The sequence below is a fragment of the Mariprofundus sp. KV genome, assembly GCF_013387475.1.
Lineage (GTDB): Bacteria > Pseudomonadota > Zetaproteobacteria > Mariprofundales > Mariprofundaceae > Mariprofundus.
In genome coordinates, this window is the sequence record NZ_VWNB01000010.1 from 1 (window position 1) to 19,495 (window position 19,495).

The window sequence follows — 19,495 nt, forward strand, 5'->3', positions numbered from 1 at the left end:
GGAAAGCCCATATTCTTCTTTAGATCGATATGAATCAGTGAACACAAAAAAACGACTCTATCTTGGGCTTCTTGCTCGGTTGAGATAAACCTTAACCCCAGACCTGCGTTTTCACACACTCTGGGCCGAAAGTCGCCCTTTGGGGCAGCCGGGTGAGGAACCAGATGGCGCGGATGAAGCGGGCAAGTTAAGCTGCTGGCATGCGACGAATTGATCAGATTGAACCGTTTCGGGTGATGCAGCTTCTGGAGCGCGCCAAGGAGTTTGAGGCCGAAGGGCGCAAGATCATCCATATGGAGATCGGCGAGCCCGATTTTCCAACGCCTGCCTCGGTGGTTGCAGCGGCAAAGGTCGCACTTGATAGCGGTGACAACTTCTACACCCCCTCTACCGGCAGCCCTGTGCTGCAAAAGGCATTAAGTGACTGGTATCTGGATGAGTACGGACTCTCCGTTGCACCTGAGCGCATTCTGATCACCCCCGGCACCTCCGGTGCGTTCAGCCTGATCTATGCTGCCCTGCTTGAAGCGGGTGAATCGGTACTGCTCTCTGACCCCGGTTACCCCTGCCAGCGTAATTTCATCCGCCTGACGGGTGCAGAACCGATCAATGTTCCGGTCGGGCCTGAGACGCGTTATCACCTCTCCGCTGAACTGATTGAGAACAACTGGCGAAAGGGCACCCGCGCTGCGGTGGTGATTAACCCCTCCAATCCGACCGGCACGCTGATTGAGGATCGTGAGCTTAAAGCGGTTGCTGAAACCTGCCGCAGACTCGGCGGTTATCTGATCTCCGATGAGATCTATCACGGACTCACCTACGGCACCAAAGCGCGCTGCGCGCTGGAGTTCGATGAACATGCCATCATTGTTAACGGCTTCTCCAAGCGCTGGGCGATGACCGGCTGGCGTGTCGGCTGGGTCATTGTGCCCGATGCGCTGATCGATGCCTGTCGTCGCGTGATGCAGAATATCTTTATCGCTGCCCCCACCCTCTCCCAGTATGCCGCCACAGCGGCACTGCAGAACAGCGATGATATTGAGGCCATGCGACTGGCATATAGTGAGCGTCGCAGTTACCTGCTGGCTGAACTGCCCAAGCTCGGTTTCAATATTGTGGTGGAGCCGCAGGGGGCATTTTATATCTATGCCGATGTCAGTGGCATCACCGATGATTCGCGCGAATTCTGCTGGCAGATGCTTGAAGAGGCTGGTGTGGCGATCACGCCGGGTGAGGATTTCGGCAGCTACAAATCGGCCCGTCATCTGCGCTTCTCCTACGCCACCGGCCTGGATGACATTCGCGAAGGCATCAAACGCATTCGCCAACATCTGGCCATTTAGGGCTATTTCTCCCCAAAAGGCTGCACTTATCGAGAAAAACTGAAGATTATTGCTTGAACAGATTCTGTTTTCAGCGTTAGTGTGACTGCCGATTATCTGGGGAGGTGGTCATGTTCAAATATTCGCTTCGACTTGTCATCACACTGCTGGCCATGTTTACAACACAAGCGGCTTTTGCTGATGCCGAGAAAAAGATGCAGATCTGTATCGGCTGCCACGGGCTTGAGAGCAGCACTTCGCCCGAATACCCCAACCTTGCCGGTCAGAATGCCCGATATATCTTCAATCAGGTGCAGAATTTCAAAAACGGCAGCCGCGACGATTTCACCATGACCATGATGGTTGAAGCGATCAGTGATGAAGATATTCAGAAGATCTCTGAGGCCTATGCCAAAATCACCCCTGCGAAAAACAAGGCAGATGCCAAACTGGCCGCCAAAGGCAAGGTGATTTTTGAAGAGGTCTGTATCGCCTGCCATGGCGCCTCTGGCATGGGGGATGAGAATATCGCCCGTCTGGCCAGCCAGAAATCGGTCTATATCGTCAAACAGCTCAAGGCATTTAAGAGTGGTGCGCGCAAAAACGATACCATGCCGGATGTTGCCGCAGCGCTGAGTGTGGATGATATGAAGGCCGTCGCCGAATTCATCTCCGGCCTCTGACCCCCTTTTCAGACTCAGGCTGACGCCTTTTTCCCCTATTCGCTTCGACTTTGCCATCGTCAGTGTTATGCTGCGCATCCCTGATGCCTGCCGGAAATGGCGCTGCATTGAGATTCAATCGGAGTACACACCATCATGTTTAAAGTCCTGACCAAGCTGTTCGGTAGCCGCAATGACCGTTTATTAAAAGAACTGTGGCCTATGACCGAGCAGATCAATGCACTGGAAGCTGATATGCAGGCCCTCTCTGATGAAGAGCTGGCCGCCAAAACGGTTGAATTCCGCCAGCGTCTGGCTGATGGCGCCACTGTTGATGATCTGCTTTTCGAAGCCTTTGCCGTGGTTCGTGAAGCCTCTGTGCGCACACTCGGCCTGCGTCATTTCGACGCCCAGCTGATCGGCGGTATCATTCTGCATCAGGGTAAGATTGCCGAAATGAAGACCGGTGAGGGAAAAACCCTGACCGCCACACTCTCCGTCTACCTTAACGCCCTGCCGGGTAAAGGTGCACATGTGATCACTGTGAACGATTATCTTGCACGTCGTGATGCCGAGATGATGGGCAAGCTCTACGGCTTCCTCGGTCTGACGACCGGCGTCATCGTGCATGGCATCAGCAATGATGAGCGCCAGGCTGCTTATGGCTGCGACATCACCTACGGCACCAATAACGAATTCGGCTTTGACTACCTGCGCGACAACATGGCTTTTACCGCTGAAGAGCTGGTTCAGCGCGGCCACCACTACGCCATCGTCGATGAGGTCGATTCGATCCTGATCGATGAGGCACGTACGCCGCTGATTATCTCCGGCCCTGCCGAGCAGGCCACCGAGCTCTACAGTCAGGCTGATGGCCTGATCAAACAGCTTAATGAAGAGGATTATGATAAAGATGAGAAGGATCGTGCGGTCTCCTACACCGAGATCGGTAATGATCATGTGGAGCAGCTCTTCCGCGATGCCGGCCTGCTCACCAACGGCAACCTCTACGACCCTGAAAATGTAAACCTGATGCATGCCGCCACTCAGGCGCTGCGTGCCAACACCCTCTTCACCCGCGAATCCGACTACATCGTGCGCAGCGATGAGGTGATCATTATTGATGAATTCACCGGCCGCATGATGCCCGGTCGCCGCTACTCCGATGGCCTGCATCAGGCACTGGAGGCCAAAGAGGGTGTCACTGTTCAGCCTGAGAACCAGACGCTGGCTTCGATCACCTTCCAGAACTACTTCCGTATGTATGGCAAACTGGCAGGTATGACCGGTACTGCTGATACTGAAGCTGAAGAGTTCGAGAAGATCTACAAACTGGAAGTGGTCATTGTTCCGACCAACAAGGATATGATCCGTAACGATGTCGCCGATGTGATCTATCGCGATGAAGAGGATAAGTTCGAAGCGATTGTCAACGATATCGAAGCTGTCCATAAAGAGGGCGTACCGCTGCTGGTGGGCACCATCTCGATTGAAAAATCGGAATACCTCTCCGAACAGTTGAAAAAGAGGGGCATCAAACACGAGGTGCTCAACGCCAAACACCACGAGCGTGAAGCGGAGATCGTATCTCAGGCCGGACGTAAAGGTGCAGTCACCATCGCCACCAACATGGCGGGCCGTGGTACCGATATCATGCTCGGTGGCAATCCGGACATGCTGATTGCCCAGTTGTCTGACAAGCTCAGCGATGCAGAGCGTGCAGCCAAAGCTGAAGAGATCAGAGCGACCTGCCTGGCCGAGCATAACGAGGTTGTAGCACTCGGTGGCCTGCATATTCTCGGTACCGAACGCCATGAATCACGCCGTATCGATAACCAGCTGCGTGGCCGTTCAGGTCGTCAGGGCGATCCGGGTACAACCCGCTTCTACCTCTCGCTTGAAGATGATCTGATGCGTATCTTCGGCGGTGAGAAGATGCAGGCGATGCTGACCAAGATGGGCTTTGAGAAGGGTGAAGCGATTGAGCACCCGTGGGTGACCAAAGCCATTGAGAACTCGCAGAAGAAGGTGGAAGGTCGCAACTTCGATATCCGTAAGCAGCTGCTCGAATATGATGATGTGATGAACCAGCAGCGTGATGTGGTCTACTCCCAGCGCCGTGAACTGCTCAGTGCCGAAGATGTGCATGATGTGATTGATGATATGCAGGCAGACATTGCCGCACGCCTTGGTGCTGAATTCCTGCAGGGACACCCCGAAGAGTGGCACATGGATGAGCTTCAGGAAGCACTGATGGAGCGACTCACCGTTGATGGTGACCCCAAAGAGTGGCTCTCGCACGATGATGTTGAAACATCTGAAGATATGGATGCCAAGATCAAAAATGCACTGAAAGAGCACATGGCAGCCAAAGAGGAGATCACCGGTGCCGAGCAGATGCGCGGCTTTGAGAAGTATCTGGTACTGCAGATTCTCGACCATCACTGGAAAGAGCATCTGCTGGCGATGGATCACCTGCGCCAGAGTGTTGGCCTGCGCGGTTACGCCCAGAAGCAACCGATTCAGGAGTACAAGCGTGAATCATTTGAACTCTTTGAAGCGATGCTCGATAAGGTGCGCGAGCAGACCATGATTGCCCTGCACAGTGTTGAGGTAGAGAGACCGACCCCTGTTGTTGAGCAGGAGGAGGCCACTACACCTGTGATCGAGCAGCAGCGCGAAGCGACTCCGGTGAGCTATAACCATGGCGAATCAGATGACGCTGAAGAGGGCTCACACACCTACAAACGTGACCATCCCAAGGTTGGCCGTAACGATCCCTGCCCATGTGGATCGGGCAAGAAATACAAGCAGTGCCACGGAAAACACGCCTGATTCAGCTTGTTGTAACATGAAAAAGCCTTACGATGCAGTCGTTGTGGCTTAATAAATCAGTTCGAATTCGGACGAGGAACAGCGCTTATGCCAGTCAATCAGCCTGAGCTTTCACCACCCCTGCCAGTACCCGGCTTTCGAGTCGGCACTGCCTCCTGCGGCGTCAAATCACCGGCGCTTAAAGGTAAACGTCAGGATCTGACACTGATCGTCTCCGATGTCGATTGTCATGCGGCAGGCGTATTCACCCGTAACCGCTTTCGTGCCGCCTGTGTACGCTGGGGTGAGAAGACACTGGCAAGCCATGCTGAGCAAGTGCGAGCCATTGTTGCCAATGCCGGCAATGCCAATGCAGGACTTGGCGAGATGGAGACCGTCTGGGGCAAACAGCTGATTGAGGCGGGCGCCGATGCTGCCGGTGTGGATGCAGCGTGCGTACTCTCCGCCTCCACCGGCGTGATCGGCACACCATTCCCTATTGAGCGCATTCAAGCCAATATGTTTGAGGCTGCCGACTCACTCACTGCTGACAACTGGGAAGCTGCCGCCAATGCTATCCGCACCACCGACACCTTTGCCAAATGGTCGTCAGCGCAGATCGAGATCGATGGCAACAGCTACACACTCACCGGTATCGCTAAAGGCAGCGGTATGATCCATCCGAATATGGCCACCATGCTCGGTTTTGTCGCCACCGATGCTCCAATTGCTGCAGCAGTGTTGCAGCCGATGCTTAAACGCGTCGCCAACCGCTCGTTCAACTGCATCAGTGTCGATGGTGACACCTCAACCAATGATACCCTCTATCTGCTCTCATCGGGTATCGGCCTCGGCCATGCACCTCTCTCTGATACAGCACTTTTTGAACAGGCGCTGACCAATCTCTGCATCGAACTGGCACAGCAGATTGTGCGCGATGGCGAAGGCGTCTCGAAATTTGTCACCATTGAAGTTACTGGTGCTGCCAGTGAAGCGGATGCCCGCACTGTTGGCCGTGCCGTTGCCGTCTCGCCACTGGTGAAAACAGCCTTTGCCGGATCTGACGCCAACTGGGGACGCATCCTCTCTGCCGTGGGTAACTCCGGTGTAGCGATCGACACCAACGCCATCACCCTGTCAGCCGATGATCTGCTGATGTTTGAGAAGGGTAATCTGCACCCTGATTACAGGGATGACGAGGGCATGGCGATCTTTGCTAACGATGAGTTCACCATCTCGCTCGATCTGGGCATGGGCGACGCATCCGCCACCATCTGGACAGGTGATCTGACCCACGAATATATTGTCATCAATGCCGAGTACCGCACCTGAAGGGCATCGCTATTGCACTGGTTGTCCCGTTCGATGGTGATGGCAATGTGCTACTGTTAAAGCGGGACTCCGGTCAACACTGCGGCGACCTCTGGTCTTTCCCCGGTGGTAAAATTGAGACAGGTGAATCACCCAAAACAGCTGCTATTCGCGAACTAAGCGAGGAGACCGGACTGGAAGGCAACGACTGGCAACTCCTTGGTGACTCCACCTTTGAATACCCTGACCGCCTGCTCCACTTTTTCCTCTTCAGCTGCCAGTGTCACCATCCCGAAGCGCTTGCCTGTGAATCCAGCCACCTCTGGAGCGAACCCGATCAGCTATCGAGCTATCCGATGCCCGATGCCAACAAGGCGCTATTGCATATCATTCAAGCAAAGCTTAAGGATTAATCCAGACTATTTTCTGAGCTGATCATGTATAATCTGACTCAGTAGCGCGGCTTGGCAGGGCTTGTAAATCACTGGTGCATCAACGGAACCAACATCACTCTCCAGAGTGTCATGCATATCGTAACCCGTAGAAAAAATAATTCTGGTTGCTGGTCTTATAGAGAGAATCTGTTTTGCAGCATCTACCCCTGTCATGCCGGGCATCACCAAATCGAGAATGGCAACATCAATCTCATCGAGATGTTTCTCGAACAGATGCACTGCCTCAAGGCCATCGTTGGCGACGATGCTTCTATAACCGAATGACTCTACGATCCTGCCCTGTGCCTGCAGAAGAACCGAATCATCATCCGCAATTAATATGCACTCTCCGTGCCCTTTTATCACCGACTGATCTGTGACTTTGACCTCTTCCTGCCTCTCAAAGTCGAGAGGAAGATAGATGCGGAACTCTGTTCCCCTGCCAACCTCGCTATCAACAACCAGACTCCCCCCCGCCTGCTTAATCGCACCATAAGCCATCGAGAGACCCAGTCCGCTCCCCTCATCAACCGGCTTGGTGGTGAAGAAGGGGTCAAACACCCTATCAGCAACCTCCTTTGACATGCCGCAGCCGTTATCTCTTAATGAGAGGCAGATATGCCGCTCCTCCTCCACCTCAGGCCTTAAGCGCAGCAGCGAATCCTTACTGTTAAATATCTGTACTTTTAACGTGATCTTTGGGTTCTTCACCCCCTTCAGGGCATATTGCGCATTCTTGATGAGATTGATCAGTATCTGCTGTACCTGTGACTCGTTCCAATAGACATACACATCACTCTCGCAGGGAAGAAATTCAAATTGAATGGAGGTGGGAATCATTGAACTTACCATTAAACAGGCCTTTTGAAGGCATTGATTCAACTCTATAGAGTCCATCAAGACTGTATCCTGACGCGCGTAACTCAGGATGTGTCGAATATGGGTTGCAACACTGGAACAGATCTCCTCTATGGCTGATATATGCCTGATCGTATCCCTGTCCTTATTGGCCAGTCCTTTCTCTAACAGATATATATTACCGGTAATGCCAGCCAGGGCATTGTTAAAGTCATGAGCTATGCCACCGGCAAGTGTTCCGAGTGCTTCCAGTTTCTTACTCTTGAAAAAGTTCTCTTCCAGCCGCTTGTACTCACTCAAATCAGACTGATTGGCTACATAGTGGGTCGTCTCACCGGCATTATCAAAAATGGGGGCAATGGTCATCAGAGCCGGATATAAGGTGCCATCTTTTCTGCGGTTGATCAGCTCCCCCTGCCAAACCATGCCGCTGGTGATCGTAGACCACAAAGATTCATAAAATGTTCGCTCCTGCTTACCACTGCTTAACATATTGGGATTATTACCAAGCGTCTCTTCGGCTGAATAGCCGGTCATGCGGCAAAAGGCATCATTTACAAATTCAATCACACCATCTCTATTGGCAATGATTGCCGCCTCGCCAGAGTGCTCCAGTGCCTGCGAAAGCCGAGTCGATTGCTGGAGTGCCAAAGCCTGCCCTTTCTGACTACGCGCTAGCATCAACAGTAACAGAGTGAACAGCAGCAGAGTGAGTCCAAACAACACCATGAAAATATTGCGCTGCTTCTCCATGCTGACGGCAACACCTTCATGCACCTCTTCATCAAGCTGATTGGCAACCATCTCTGTTGATGAGAAGAGGTGATCATGCACAAAGTCCTCATCCGCATCCCGATTCAAAATCTCAGCGTTCTTTTCAAGGTAACTGGATAAAAAATCAAGGTGCTCTTTCAGATGGTTCAGGGATTCATATGAGAGATGCTCCAAAGAGAGATCGTCAGAGATACGCCCCATCTGAACCCGGTCACCCTGCAAAAAGGAGGCACTCTTATTGATTCTTTCCAGCAGTATGGCAACAAAATTCATATCGAGCGATGACGGCTTCACCTCTGTCTCTTCATGAATCTGATAGTGGGTCTGGGATAACTCCACCCTGAGCTGCATAACCTTATCAACCAGTAGCGCACTGTTTTTTAACAGCTCCTGCCCCGACTGATGCGTCCAGACCAGCACCAGCAGGGTCACAATCAGCAGCCCCCCCAACGCAGCAACAGGCCTGCTATTGACCATAGCCGCCACACTCATCTTGCAATCTCAAGATGCTTCACTTGAGAAAAAATCGGAATCTGCATCACCACCTCACTTAAGGTATTAGTTAAGACCACAAATCAGATAAAGTGAATAGGAGTTGTTCCCGAATTTACAGGCCAGCTTCATATTTTGACATTGGCACGCATAATGCTTTGATATCCACACATATATCAGGGCACGCTGCGCTACAGGCAGCAGGAGTTTGATGCTTATGCAGATTCAGTTGATCAGCGAGACAAACTTAATTCGCCGTGGACTGCTCTGCCTGCTGGAGAGTGAGATGGATTTATGTGTCATTTCGCCGCAAGTCACATGCTCACCGCCCAGCTGCTATCAAGCCTGCCATTCAGATAAAACAGACCTTGTTGTGATGGATACCACCGCCGGAAAACACAGCTGCATTGACTGCATTCGTCAAATCACCAAGCGACATCCCAATGTAAAAATCCTTGTTATCATCTGGCGCGATCATTTTACTCAGGTTAATGAGGCCCTTAATAATGGAGCTCTGGGCGTGATTGCAATGGAGGCGGATCAAGCCCTGCTGCTTCAAGCCATCCGCACCGTTGCTGCGGGCCAGCAATTTGTTGATCCCGCTCTGCAGCAGGCACTGGCTGATAGGCCTTACCAGCAGCTGATCGACCCGTTTGATATCCTTTCGGCAAGAGAACAAACGATTCTGCACCTGATCCTGAAAGGGCTGAATAGCGATGAGTGCGCAAAGCGACTGCATATCAGCAAAAAAACAGTCGCCAATCACTATACCCAAATCAAGAAAAAAATGGCTGTTAGTGACCTGGGCCAACTGACCCGGCTGGCAATACGCCATAATCTGATAAAACCGGTCTAATACCATCACAACCTGAACCGGCTTACTCCGGTCTCTTTCTGGCCCTTGGGTGGGTCTGATCATAGACCTCAGTGAGTTTGGCGATATCGAGATGGGTATAGCGCTCGGTGGTGGCCAGCGACGCATGGCCGAGCAGCTCCTGAATGGCGCGCAGGTCGACGCCGCCGGCCAGCAGGTGGGTGGCAAAGGAGTGACGCAGGCGATGCGGCGTCACTGAGATATCAGCCCCATTCTCCAGCGCCCGATCTTTGAGCATACGCTGCACACTGCGCACCGATAAGCGCTTACCGAAACGATTGAGAAACACTGCCGGCTCTTCCGCTGCTGCGCTGCGCTCGGCGAGATAAGCCTGCACATAGTCAACCGCCCCATCCGGAAGCGGTACAATGCGCTCCTTGCGCCCCTTGCCAAATACACGCAGCTCGAGTTGATGCAGATCAATATCGTGCAGGTTCAGACCCACCACTTCAGAGACACGCAAACCACAGCCGTACATCACCGCCAGCAGCGCCAGATCACGCAGTTCACTGCTGCGATCGCTGCTCTGCATCAGGGCTGCGGTCTGCTCCGGTGGCAGCGTGCGTGGAAGTCGCTTGGGCTTTTTGGGCGGGCGCACCCCTACCGCCACATTGGTTTTACACCAGTGGGCCTGCACAGCAGCATCAAAGAAGCTGGAGAGGGCAGAGAGACGTCTGGCCAGCGTGGAGGCAGCAAGGCCAGAGGCGTGGCCGGAAACCAGCCAATCCTGTACCTGCATACGGGTGATCTGGCTTAGTGACCGATCACCGGAAAAATCTATAAAACGGGCAAGATCGCGCCGATAGGCGGCGACAGTATGTTCAGATGCCAGGCGAACATCGGCCAGCTCCTGCAGGAACTGTTCAACCGCCTCTTGCAGAGAGGGATCAGTGACCGCTGCCTGCACCTGAGTCGGCCACTTCAAAGCGGTTACCGCCGAGCGCCTTGGCGACGTACATCGCCTGATCCGCCAGAGCGACCAGCTGCTTAACTGCCAGGTCCTGATCGGAAGATGAAAAAGCCACTCCGATACTGATGGTGATCGATTCACCCTCCAGCAGGGAACTCTCAGCAACCTCAGCAACGGCCTGTTCAGCAATTTCACGCGCCTTATCTGCTGAGCAACCCGGTAGCAACAGTACAAACTCATCACCACCCATGCGAATCAACGGATCATTGGAGCGCACATGCTGGCGCAGCGCCTGACTGACCATGCTCAGCACCGCATCCCCGGACTCATGACCCAGTCGATCATTCAAGCCTTTAAAGTGATCAACATCCGCATAGATGCAGGCAACTTTGGTCTCTCCGAACCACTGGGATAGCGGCTGATGGCTGTGAGGCTGCAGAAAACGGCGATTATGGCTGCCGGTCAACGTATCAGTGACCGAGAGTCGGGCCAGATGTTCACGCGCCACTGCATGCTCCAGTGTTAAACCCACCACCTGAGCCAGATGCTGCAGAAAATCACTGCTCTGATCGGGTGCAAAGCGATCCCGATCAATGGAGCCGACACCGAGCACACCAAACGGTTTCTCAGCATCACCCAGCGGCAGCAGTGCCAGGGAACCGAGATGCTGATCCTGAGAATCGAGCCAGTCAAAAGCGTTATCGGCAGAGAGCTGAATCAGCCAGGCCGGTTTGCGACCAATGCCCATCTGCCTGATCTCATCCTTCTCCACCCAGACCAGGTCACGCTCAGAGAGAGAATCGAGCTTATGACCACCGATAAAGCTGGAGCGATCAAGCCAGAAACGGACAAAATCAAGTTCAAAACCTGAACGCAGACCTCGCAACAGGGTGAAACAGAGATCTTCCGGATCGGTAGATTTGAGCACCTGCGACTCCAGCTCAAACATGCGCGAGAAGAGGCGCTCATTCTGGCGCAAGCGCTGCATCACCTCCGCGACATAACTTTTAAGCTCCCTGTTCTCATCGGCCAGCTGCTGAAAACGGCGTGTGGAGAGATCCTCCACCTTGGATACTACCCCCTTCTCACTCATCGTTTCAGACTCTCCTCCAGCAAAATTTTCCACGGGCTGGATTTGGAGTCACGTGCCAGATAGAGGCGTTTACGCCCCTGATCAGCATAGTTACTGGAGCGGTAATGCTGGTCAAACTCAGCCAGAACCACCTCCCCCTCAGGCCAGCGCGTTGGATCACGCATCAGTGTAAAGTTGCTAAACTCCACCTCTACAAATGCTTTATTGGCATTGACCCGTCGCTTGTAGGATTTCCAGGCTTTCAGATCACGTTGGCCTGAACGGAAGTCGCGATGGTAGTGCGAGAGGTAGGCTTCACTGTCGAGTGATGTCCAATCCTGTTTCCAGGCTTCGATATCCCTCTTTACAGAGTCCAGCAGGGTCTGCTTTTCCAGATCGCGATCAAATTCGAAATTCTCTCCGGCAATCACCCAGCTTCGCTTAAGCTTCACCAGACTGGCAACCCTGGTCAGGCTGGTGTTAGAGAGCGAGAAGCAGCCGCGTGTATCCTGAGGTGGGCGACGGCTGACATCCATCGGATAGCCATGCAGCCAGATGCCATAACCATCCTTATTGTGCAGCCTATCCAGCTCGTTGGGATAATCGATAGGAAAAGCGACCGGGCCATAGCGGGACTCCAGCTCTTTTCCCTGCAGTTTTTTAATGAAGCGGTAGATGCCATTGGGTGTTTTACCATCGCCCTGCCGCTGCTTATCACCCGCCACAGAACCGGTCACCACATACTCATCAGCGATTTTCTTCAACTGCCCGTCTGCAGCCGGTTGATAAATATAGAGCCGGTTACGTGCCTTATCGAACATGAAGATATTCTCCACATCCGGCCCCGGCAGCAGAATATCCAGAGGATTACCTGAAACCTCATTGACCTTATCGATAAAGGAGTTCAAGCGCGCATCCGCCTCGCCAAGGCCACGATTAAGATCAGCTGAGGCGAGCATCTCCTCCTCTCCGACATTGCCGCCAAAGCTACCCGCTTCACGCATGGCATGGATCGCCTGCTGTCGATGCGCTTCGGCTTCAAGCAGTGCAACCAGCGGATCCCTGCTTTTGGCAGAGTCGAGCAGCGCCAGCGCCTCTCCGGGGTGGTCGCCTTTCAGGGCTGCGGTTGCCTGCAGAATGGTACGCTCCTGATGAGAGAGCTTCTGAACTGCGGCATGATTGCCCTCTTTGAGAATCTTCGAGGCGTAGGCCAGTTGATCGGGCTCAGCCTGCGCTGCCAACGGCATGGTCAGCAGCGAACCGAGCAGAGACAGGTAAAAAAGATTAATTCGAAAGTTCATGCGTAATTTTCCAGCGCTCTCCAACCCTCTTCAGCAGTAGCTCTTTTTGATTGTTACTCTGAAAGGAGTCAGCAATGAAATTCTGCAAAAACACAGCCTTGATCTCTCCTGCGGCAACTTCACTGACCACGATATTGTTGATTGTGACATTGATGAAGGAGCGCTTGCTGATGACCGCCTGCTTATAGGCTTTCCACTCTGCCACTGAATCGAAATTGCTGCCGGGATCAAAATCGGCTGCGTAAGCAGCAAAATAGGCATCCAGATCGCGGCTGCTCCACGCTATGCGCCAGGCCTCAATCGCAGCCAGTGCCTGATCAGAGGGAGAGGATGCATCAGTTGCAGCCACAACCGGCTCACGCTTTGTCTCAACATTCAGATGCTCCGTCGGGGTCTGTTGCACCGTTGCCGGCTTGCGAATCAGCAACAGGTTCTCATAACGGCTTCTAAGCTGTGCATTCTCGCGTTGCGAGAGGGCCTCTTTATAGGAGCGCGCTGCAAGTTTCACATACAGATCACCGATGTTCTCATGTGCAGTGACATAATCCGGATTCAGCTTAAGCGATGCCTCCAGCTCCCTGACCGCTGCGGTCAGGTTGCCCATCTCATTGTAGATCACGGCCAGATTGTTATGTGGCTCGGCGAGTTCGGGCTGCAGCTGCACCACCTTGCCAAAGGCGGCAATGGCATCGTCAAAATGGCGTTTTCTAGCCTGCGTCACACCGAGCAGAAACCACGCCTGATACGCATCGGGATGCTCCTGGACAGCGCGCTTAAGCACACTGATAGCGGCAAGATCCTTACCCTCGGAAATAAGCCCTTCAGCCGTAGCAACAGGCGCCTTCTCAGCCAGAGAAACAGCTGGTGAAACAACAACAAGAAGTGCGAAAATCAGGCTTTTAAGTGACATGTGAACATCGTAACGGCATTCGAAAAAGGAACAAGTTCTATCTGCTTTGTTTACTGTGTTTCTTCTCTGTTTGCAGCCGGCAAGGTGCCACCTGAAAGCACCAGCTTCATCCCCTCTTCCACGCTCATCTCGAGAGGGACAATCTCTGCAACATCAACAAACAGCAACCAGCCGGTAGTCGGCATAGGTGTGGAAGGGACAAAGACCGAGATGCGCTGCTGCCGGGCTCCATGCATCAGAACCGCCATCTCACCGGTAACAAAACCGATGACCATGGTTGATCTGTCGGGAAACGGGACCATTACCACCCGCTCAAAAGCCTTGGCGTTATCACTTAACGTCGCCTCAAAGAGCTGCCGGGTCGCCTTATAGATCGTGCGCACCAGTGGAATACGCTCCATGATACGATCAATCCACCGCATCAGTTGATTACCGATAAAATGGGTTGTAACCATACCGATGAGAATAATGAACAGAACAGCAAGAACGACACCCAGCCCCGGAATATCGATACCAACCAGCGCCTCCGGCCTGTATTGCGACGGCAGCAATGCAATTGCCGCATCAGAGAGTTCAATCAACCAGTTGATCAGGGCAACGGTAACCAGAAGGGGGGCAAGCGCCACAATGCCTGCCAGCAGATATCGGCGTAGTGCTGCCATTAAAACCGCTCCTCTGTGCTCAACTTCGCCTGCACTGCAGCATCACCACCACGCAGCAGTTGGGCGACAGGAATCAGGCTATCCAGTCTTTCTGCGCTGAGCTGCGCCTCAAGAAAGGCCACAGTCTCCCTGTGTGGATGGCCGATCACCAGACAGCGATAGCCCTTGGCCAGACAGGCCTCAGCCTTCTGCCAGGCAGCCTGCATCGCCTCAGGTGCCAGATCGTGATCGAGAAAGATCTGTCTGGATGCCCACGGAAGATCCATCGCTTGTGCCATATCTGCAGCGACACTTTTATGGCTGGTTTTGGAGTCGACAAAAAAGAGCTCCTTCTCCCGGCAAACCTGCATCACCCAGCGCATCGGCTCGGCCAGCTCGGTCAGATATGAGCCCATGTGGTTGTTGACCCCTTCGACATAAGGCACCTGCGCAAGCCCCTTAAGAAAGGTCTCACGCAGCTGCTCTCTATCCATCTTTTCATGCAGAAAATAGGAGGTCATTTTTTTCCGGTACTTCTCCGATGCCGGCTCCATCGGCAGATGCAGCATCACCATCTGGCCACTCTCATGGGCCAGTGTTGCCGATGCTTCTGCATAGGGGGCATCGGGAATCACGGCGATCGCCACAGGTACGGAGAGCTTGAGGATGCGCTGTAGTGCAGACAGGTCGTAACCGACATCATCAACAATCAGCGCCAGCCCAGACTCTACACGCTGCAAGGTTGGCCGCACCGGCTCCTCCACCACATCAGGAGTTACATCCGGCACAACAATTTTCGGCATCACCGGCTTTTCAACACGCGGTTTAAGCGCATCTCCGGAGAGGCGGCTCTGATCCGATGGCTTCAATACCGTGATAAGCAGCAGTACCCCCAGCAGCAAAACCAGCGTCAGCGCCAGCCACTTGGGCAGTTGCTTTTTTCGACTCATAATGTGATCAGGCTTCTCGATGTTGCTACCCCGGTTAACAACGCTTAACCGCGCAGTACATGTAACCCTCTAAGCAGATCCAGAGCACGCTGCAGCTGGGTATCAAGCTTCAGACGCTCCTGCATCACTTCACTCGGCCCTTCGCCCAGCTCCTCGCTCTTCTTCTTTTTATCCTTGCCGTTACCGTTGGCCAGATGGCCCTTCAGGTTGCGCTCAGAAACCGCATTGGAGGCACGTTTGCTGGCCTCTTCATCCCGTTTCAACACAACCTGCTCGACAAGGATATCCGGATCGATGCCGGTAGCCTGAATGGAGCGACCGCTTGGTGTGAAATAGAGAGCAGTCGTCACCTTGATCGCTGTGCCGTCATTCAGAGGCACAACCGACTGCACAGAGCCTTTACCGAAAGATTTGGTGCCCATGACAATAGCACGATGATGATCCTGTAGTGCACCACCGACAATTTCGGAGGCAGAGGCTGAACCGTTATTCATCAGCACCACCATCGGCAGACCATTCAGAATATCGCCAGGCTCAGCATCAAAGGAGAGGCTTTTACCGGCTCGTGATTTTGTACTGACAATATTGCCCTTCTCAAGGAAGAGGTCGGAGACAGCTACCGCCTGATTAAGCAGTCCACCCGGGTTGTTACGCAGATCAAGCACCGCTCCGGAGAGCGTTCCTCCGGCACGCTTCTTCAACTCCCTGATCTGCTTGGAGAGCAGCTGTACGGTAGGCTGCTGGAACTGGGTGATGCGCAGGTAGGCATAACCGGGAGCCAGCATATCGCTCTTCACAGAGTTCACCTTGATAACAGCACGGGTAATCTTCACCTCAAGCGGTGCACTCTCACCCTCACGGAAGATCGTCAGCATAATGCTGGTGCCCGGTTTGCCGCGCATCTTCTTAACCGCTTCCATCAGCGACATATCACGCGCCAGATCCTCATCAATCTTGATGATCAGATCACCGGCCATAACGCCAGCCCGATCAGCAGGCGTATCCTCAATCGGAGAGACGATGCGAATACCACCTTCAGCCGACTGAATCTCAATACCCAAGCCACCAAACTCCCCTTTGGTATCGACATTCATCTGCTTGTACATATCTTTATCAAGGTAGGTGGAGTGGGGATCAAGGCTTAACAGCATCCCCGATAGCGCTCCGTCAATCAGCTGCTCGTCAGTGACCTCTTCAACATAAGCCTGGCGCACCATCTCCATCACCTGCGAAAACTTCTGCAGCTGCTGATAGTCGGTGGCAGCATTGGCCTGACGATAACCATCTGTACCCGGCTGCCAGGCCATCACACCCGCACCCAGCAGGGCGATAGCGCCTGCGCCCAAAATCACTCGACGAAAATTTAAAGACATACCGTTCTCCATAAACCCAGCACAGGGTGGATTATCACTTCTCTTTTCACCGCACTACAGCTTGCACTGAGCGGGTTTCAAACTGACTTCTGGCTCCACCCCTGTATCAGCCAGCAGCATGCCAGCCGATCAGCGCCGACACCAGCGTTTCGGATCTACGGCTTTACCGCGATCCCTGATTTCGAAATAGACGGCTACATTGTTGATCCAGCCGGTACTGCCTGCATCGGCTATTGTCTCATTCTCCTCCACCCAGTCACCCAACTGCTTGTAGAGCACGTCATTATGGGCATAAACACCGAGCAGTCCGTCGCCATAATCGACAATGGTCATTAGCCCGAAACCACCAAACCAGTCAGCATAACGCACCTGCCCGGAAGCCATAGCCCGCACTTCGCGGAAATTTGATTTCGGTTTGAGCTGCACCCCCTGCAGGGTCGGCATGGAGGGGGATGGCCGCGAACCGAAGCTTGCAATAATATTGCCCGGCAGTGGCCACTTCAGTCGCCCTTTGCGCTTACGGATCTGCTGATCTGAGGTTGAAGACTTCTCAATCGCCAGCAGCCCTTCGCTCATATCATCAAGCAGCCGCAGCAGCGCCTTCTCTTCACGCGCCAGCTGCAGGTCGCGACTCTTTTTTGAGGCAACCTCCTGGCGTACCCGATTGAGCATGCCACGTTTGTCACTCACACGCGCAGCGAGCTGACTTTCAACCTGTTGCCTCTGCTGGTAAAGCACCTCAAGCTGATCACGTTGCTGTTGAAGATCTATTTCAACCTGTGCCAGCTCTTTTACCGATCTGATATAGGCGTGGCGATCCTCTTCCTGAGAGTGCATCACCACATTGAGCAGATAACGCCGATGCGGAATGTCACTGACCGGCACCCCGGTAAAAATGCCCATCCATTCAGAGGTACGACTACTGCGCTGCCAGGCTGCCACTGTCTCATCCAGCATCAGCTTTTTCAGCGCTTGAATATGGCCTTTAAGCTGGCTGCGCTGCCTTTTCAGATCAGCAAGTCGCTGATCTGCAGCCTGCACCTGCGCCTGCACACTACGACTGGCTTTGCGCGCCTCAATCAAGGCTGAATCGAGTGTCCTCAGCTCGCGACCGATACCGCCCATCTGCCCTTCAAGCTGACTGCGCACCCGACTCAAACGTTGCCGTTCAGCCTTGATCTTCTCGATTTTTGACTGCGTAGCCGCACCTGCAGCAACAGCATCAGGTGCTGCAGCAGACGACAACAGCAGCGCCAGCACAACAAGGGGCAGAGAGGGCCAGTATCTCATACGCGGTGGTAAGGGTGACCCTGAATAATGGTAAATGCGCGATACAGCTGTTCAAGCACCACTGCCCGCACCAGCTGATGCGGCAGCGTCAATTTAGAGAGACTCCAGCAGGCTGAAGCGGCCCTGCGCACCTCATCAGAGACACCATCAGCACCACCTATAACAAAATCCTGCTGCGCATCCCCTTGCAGTGTCGCCATATGCGAAGCCCACTGCTTGCTGCCATGCAGCGAACCATGCTCATCAAACAGCACAAAACCGGGTTTGGCCTGTTTGAGAATCTGCTTCGCCTCCTCCTGCTTGCGCTGGGCTACCTGCTTACCACGCCCCTCCGGCAACTCAACAACCTGGCAGGGTGCAAAAGGTTTCAACCGTTCGAGGAAACGATCCTCGAAATCGGCGAGCTCGCGTGATCCGCGTCCGACAACCAGCAGGCGTAACTTCACGATGCCGCGTCAGCACCCTTATTCGGCACACGCCACAGCCGCTCAAGCTGAAAGCTCTCGCGCACATCAGGAAGGAACAGGTGCACAACCACATCTCCCATATCAACCAGCAGCCACTCCATCGCTTCCAGCCCTTCCACCTTGGCAGGCAGACCATACCGGTGCGCCACTTCGGAGACAGACTGGGAGAGCGCCTTGATCTGACGGTCTGATCGGCCACTGGCCACGATAAAGCGATCAGCAAAATCACAGCGTCCGTGTACATCAATGACCAGGATATCCTGTGCCTTTTTATCCTCCAGCGCCTCAACCAGCTCTGCAGTCATCTTCTCAAATCTCTCGTTATCTTTTGCTACCACTTCAACCACAACTTCTCCTTAATAAAAGCCGCTGACTATGTCAGGACTCCTCAATCCACGATCTGATAACTCTTCTCAACTTCAGCGATCACCTGTTCAGGAACCCTGCCTGCAAGTGATCGTCCCATCTCTGCATCCCGGCGCAATGCGGTAGCCGAGATATCCGGTAAATCCGGCTGCAGATAACAGTAGTGACCCGGACTCTCACACGAACGCCACATATCAGGCTCCACCTGCTGCCAGCCTGCATGCTCAACCATCTCAGCATCCAGGCCCTGACGAGCGAACACTGCCACATTACACAACTGCAGATGTGCCGGGTATTCACGCCAGCCCGGCAACCCGGCCCATGCATCAGCCCCAAGCAGCAACCAGGGCACTATCTCAGGATTGGCCTTGCGAAACTCGCGTAGCGTCTCAACCGCTGCAACCGGCCGACCTCGTGCCACCTCCCAATCCACAACGCTGACGCGCTCATTGGCAGCAAAAACAGTCTGCAACCAGCGCAAACGCTGCATCCCGTCGGCACGGCCTGAAAGCGATCGATGCACCGGCTCCGCCGGAATCACCAGCACCTCATCCAGCCCCATCACCTGCAATCCGGCTTCAACCAGAGCCAGATGTCCATTATGCGGCGGATCAAATGTCCCGCCGAACAGCCCGACACGGTGTGCTTTCACCGCCAAATCAGAGCGGCCACCC

Annotated in this window: 18 protein-coding genes; 6 read left to right on the forward strand and 12 right to left on the reverse strand. The window is 53.8% G+C overall.

What is annotated here, in order from left to right; genetic code table 11:
- The first annotated feature begins 200 nt into the window (after positions 1 to 200).
- The 5 genes from F3F93_RS09030 to F3F93_RS09050 all read left to right on the forward strand — a co-directional run bounded on the left by F3F93_RS09030 (position 201) and on the right by F3F93_RS09050 (position 6,522).
- Positions 201 to 1,343: an aminotransferase class I/II-fold pyridoxal phosphate-dependent enzyme gene (locus tag F3F93_RS09030; RefSeq protein ID WP_241697073.1), complete on the forward strand. Its 1,143-nt coding sequence runs from the start codon at positions 201 to 203 to the stop codon at positions 1,341 to 1,343.
- 110 nt (positions 1,344 to 1,453) lie between these two features.
- The gene (locus F3F93_RS09035; RefSeq protein WP_176958858.1) at positions 1,454 to 2,005 is read left to right on the forward strand and encodes a c-type cytochrome; all 552 of its coding nucleotides are present in this window, start codon (positions 1,454 to 1,456) and stop codon (positions 2,003 to 2,005) included.
- A 135-nt stretch (positions 2,006 to 2,140) separates the two neighbouring features.
- A complete protein-coding gene (gene secA / locus F3F93_RS09040) occupies positions 2,141 to 4,819 on the forward strand; it encodes a preprotein translocase subunit SecA (RefSeq protein ID WP_176958859.1) in 2,679 nt (892 codons plus the stop codon).
- Between the two features lie 87 nt (positions 4,820 to 4,906).
- Positions 4,907 to 6,130, forward strand: coding sequence for a bifunctional glutamate N-acetyltransferase/amino-acid acetyltransferase ArgJ (gene argJ, locus F3F93_RS09045; RefSeq protein ID WP_176958860.1), 1,224 nt, complete (start codon positions 4,907 to 4,909; stop codon positions 6,128 to 6,130).
- A 17-nt stretch (positions 6,131 to 6,147) separates the two neighbouring features.
- Positions 6,148 to 6,522, forward strand: coding sequence for an NUDIX domain-containing protein (locus F3F93_RS09050; RefSeq protein WP_194335031.1), 375 nt, complete (start codon positions 6,148 to 6,150; stop codon positions 6,520 to 6,522).
- Positions 6,523 to 6,528: 6 nt separating this feature from the next.
- Here F3F93_RS09050 and F3F93_RS09055 read toward each other — a convergent pair whose 3' ends face one another.
- Positions 6,529 to 8,667 carry a PAS domain S-box protein gene (locus F3F93_RS09055; protein WP_176958861.1) on the reverse strand — a complete coding sequence of 713 codons (2,139 nt, stop codon included), beginning with the start codon at positions 8,665 to 8,667 and terminating at the stop codon, positions 6,529 to 6,531.
- A 217-nt stretch (positions 8,668 to 8,884) separates the two neighbouring features.
- Between F3F93_RS09055 and F3F93_RS09060 the strand changes: the two genes are divergently transcribed.
- Entirely contained in the window at positions 8,885 to 9,523 is a 639-nt protein-coding gene (locus F3F93_RS09060) for a response regulator transcription factor (protein WP_176958862.1), read from the forward strand.
- A 22-nt stretch (positions 9,524 to 9,545) separates the two neighbouring features.
- Here F3F93_RS09060 and xerA read toward each other — a convergent pair whose 3' ends face one another.
- The 11 genes from xerA to nadD all read right to left on the reverse strand — a co-directional run bounded on the left by xerA (position 9,546) and on the right by nadD (position 19,473).
- The gene (gene xerA, locus F3F93_RS09065) at positions 9,546 to 10,466 is read right to left on the reverse strand and encodes a site-specific tyrosine recombinase/integron integrase (RefSeq protein WP_241697074.1); all 921 of its coding nucleotides are present in this window, start codon (positions 10,464 to 10,466) and stop codon (positions 9,546 to 9,548) included.
- Positions 10,429 to 11,544 (reverse strand): DUF484 family protein, encoded by a 1,116-nt coding sequence (locus tag F3F93_RS09070; protein ID WP_176958863.1) that lies wholly within the window; start codon positions 11,542 to 11,544, stop codon positions 10,429 to 10,431. The genes xerA and F3F93_RS09070 overlap by 38 nt, the downstream gene beginning before the upstream one ends.
- Positions 11,541 to 12,824 carry a L,D-transpeptidase family protein gene (locus F3F93_RS09075; protein WP_176958864.1) on the reverse strand — a complete coding sequence of 428 codons (1,284 nt, stop codon included), beginning with the start codon at positions 12,822 to 12,824 and terminating at the stop codon, positions 11,541 to 11,543. Before F3F93_RS09075 ends, F3F93_RS09070 begins: the two co-directional genes overlap by 4 nt.
- Positions 12,808 to 13,734 carry a tetratricopeptide repeat protein gene (locus F3F93_RS09080; protein ID WP_176958865.1) on the reverse strand — a complete coding sequence of 309 codons (927 nt, stop codon included), beginning with the start codon at positions 13,732 to 13,734 and terminating at the stop codon, positions 12,808 to 12,810. Before F3F93_RS09080 ends, F3F93_RS09075 begins: the two co-directional genes overlap by 17 nt.
- Positions 13,735 to 13,784: 50 nt before the next feature.
- On the reverse strand, positions 13,785 to 14,396 hold the full coding sequence (locus tag F3F93_RS09085) for a DUF502 domain-containing protein (RefSeq protein ID WP_176958866.1): 612 nt from the start codon (positions 14,394 to 14,396) through the stop codon (positions 13,785 to 13,787).
- A complete protein-coding gene (locus F3F93_RS09090) occupies positions 14,396 to 15,325 on the reverse strand; it encodes a divergent polysaccharide deacetylase family protein (protein WP_176958867.1) in 930 nt (309 codons plus the stop codon). Before F3F93_RS09090 ends, F3F93_RS09085 begins: the two co-directional genes overlap by 1 nt.
- Positions 15,326 to 15,369: 44 nt before the next feature.
- Complete coding sequence (locus F3F93_RS09095) at positions 15,370 to 16,698, reverse strand: S41 family peptidase (protein ID WP_176958868.1); 1,329 nt, start codon at positions 16,696 to 16,698, stop codon at positions 15,370 to 15,372.
- Positions 16,699 to 16,827: 129 nt separating this feature from the next.
- Positions 16,828 to 17,988: a peptidoglycan DD-metalloendopeptidase family protein gene (locus tag F3F93_RS09100; protein ID WP_176958869.1), complete on the reverse strand. Its 1,161-nt coding sequence runs from the start codon at positions 17,986 to 17,988 to the stop codon at positions 16,828 to 16,830.
- Positions 17,985 to 18,434 (reverse strand): 23S rRNA (pseudouridine(1915)-N(3))-methyltransferase RlmH, encoded by a 450-nt coding sequence (locus F3F93_RS09105; protein ID WP_176958870.1) that lies wholly within the window; start codon positions 18,432 to 18,434, stop codon positions 17,985 to 17,987. Before F3F93_RS09105 ends, F3F93_RS09100 begins: the two co-directional genes overlap by 4 nt.
- The gene (gene rsfS, locus F3F93_RS09110; RefSeq protein WP_347239239.1) at positions 18,431 to 18,802 is read right to left on the reverse strand and encodes a ribosome silencing factor; all 372 of its coding nucleotides are present in this window, start codon (positions 18,800 to 18,802) and stop codon (positions 18,431 to 18,433) included. Before rsfS ends, F3F93_RS09105 begins: the two co-directional genes overlap by 4 nt.
- Positions 18,803 to 18,843: 41 nt before the next feature.
- Positions 18,844 to 19,473 (reverse strand): nicotinate (nicotinamide) nucleotide adenylyltransferase, encoded by a 630-nt coding sequence (gene nadD, locus F3F93_RS09115; protein ID WP_176958871.1) that lies wholly within the window; start codon positions 19,471 to 19,473, stop codon positions 18,844 to 18,846.
- Positions 19,474 to 19,495 lie beyond the last annotated feature (22 nt).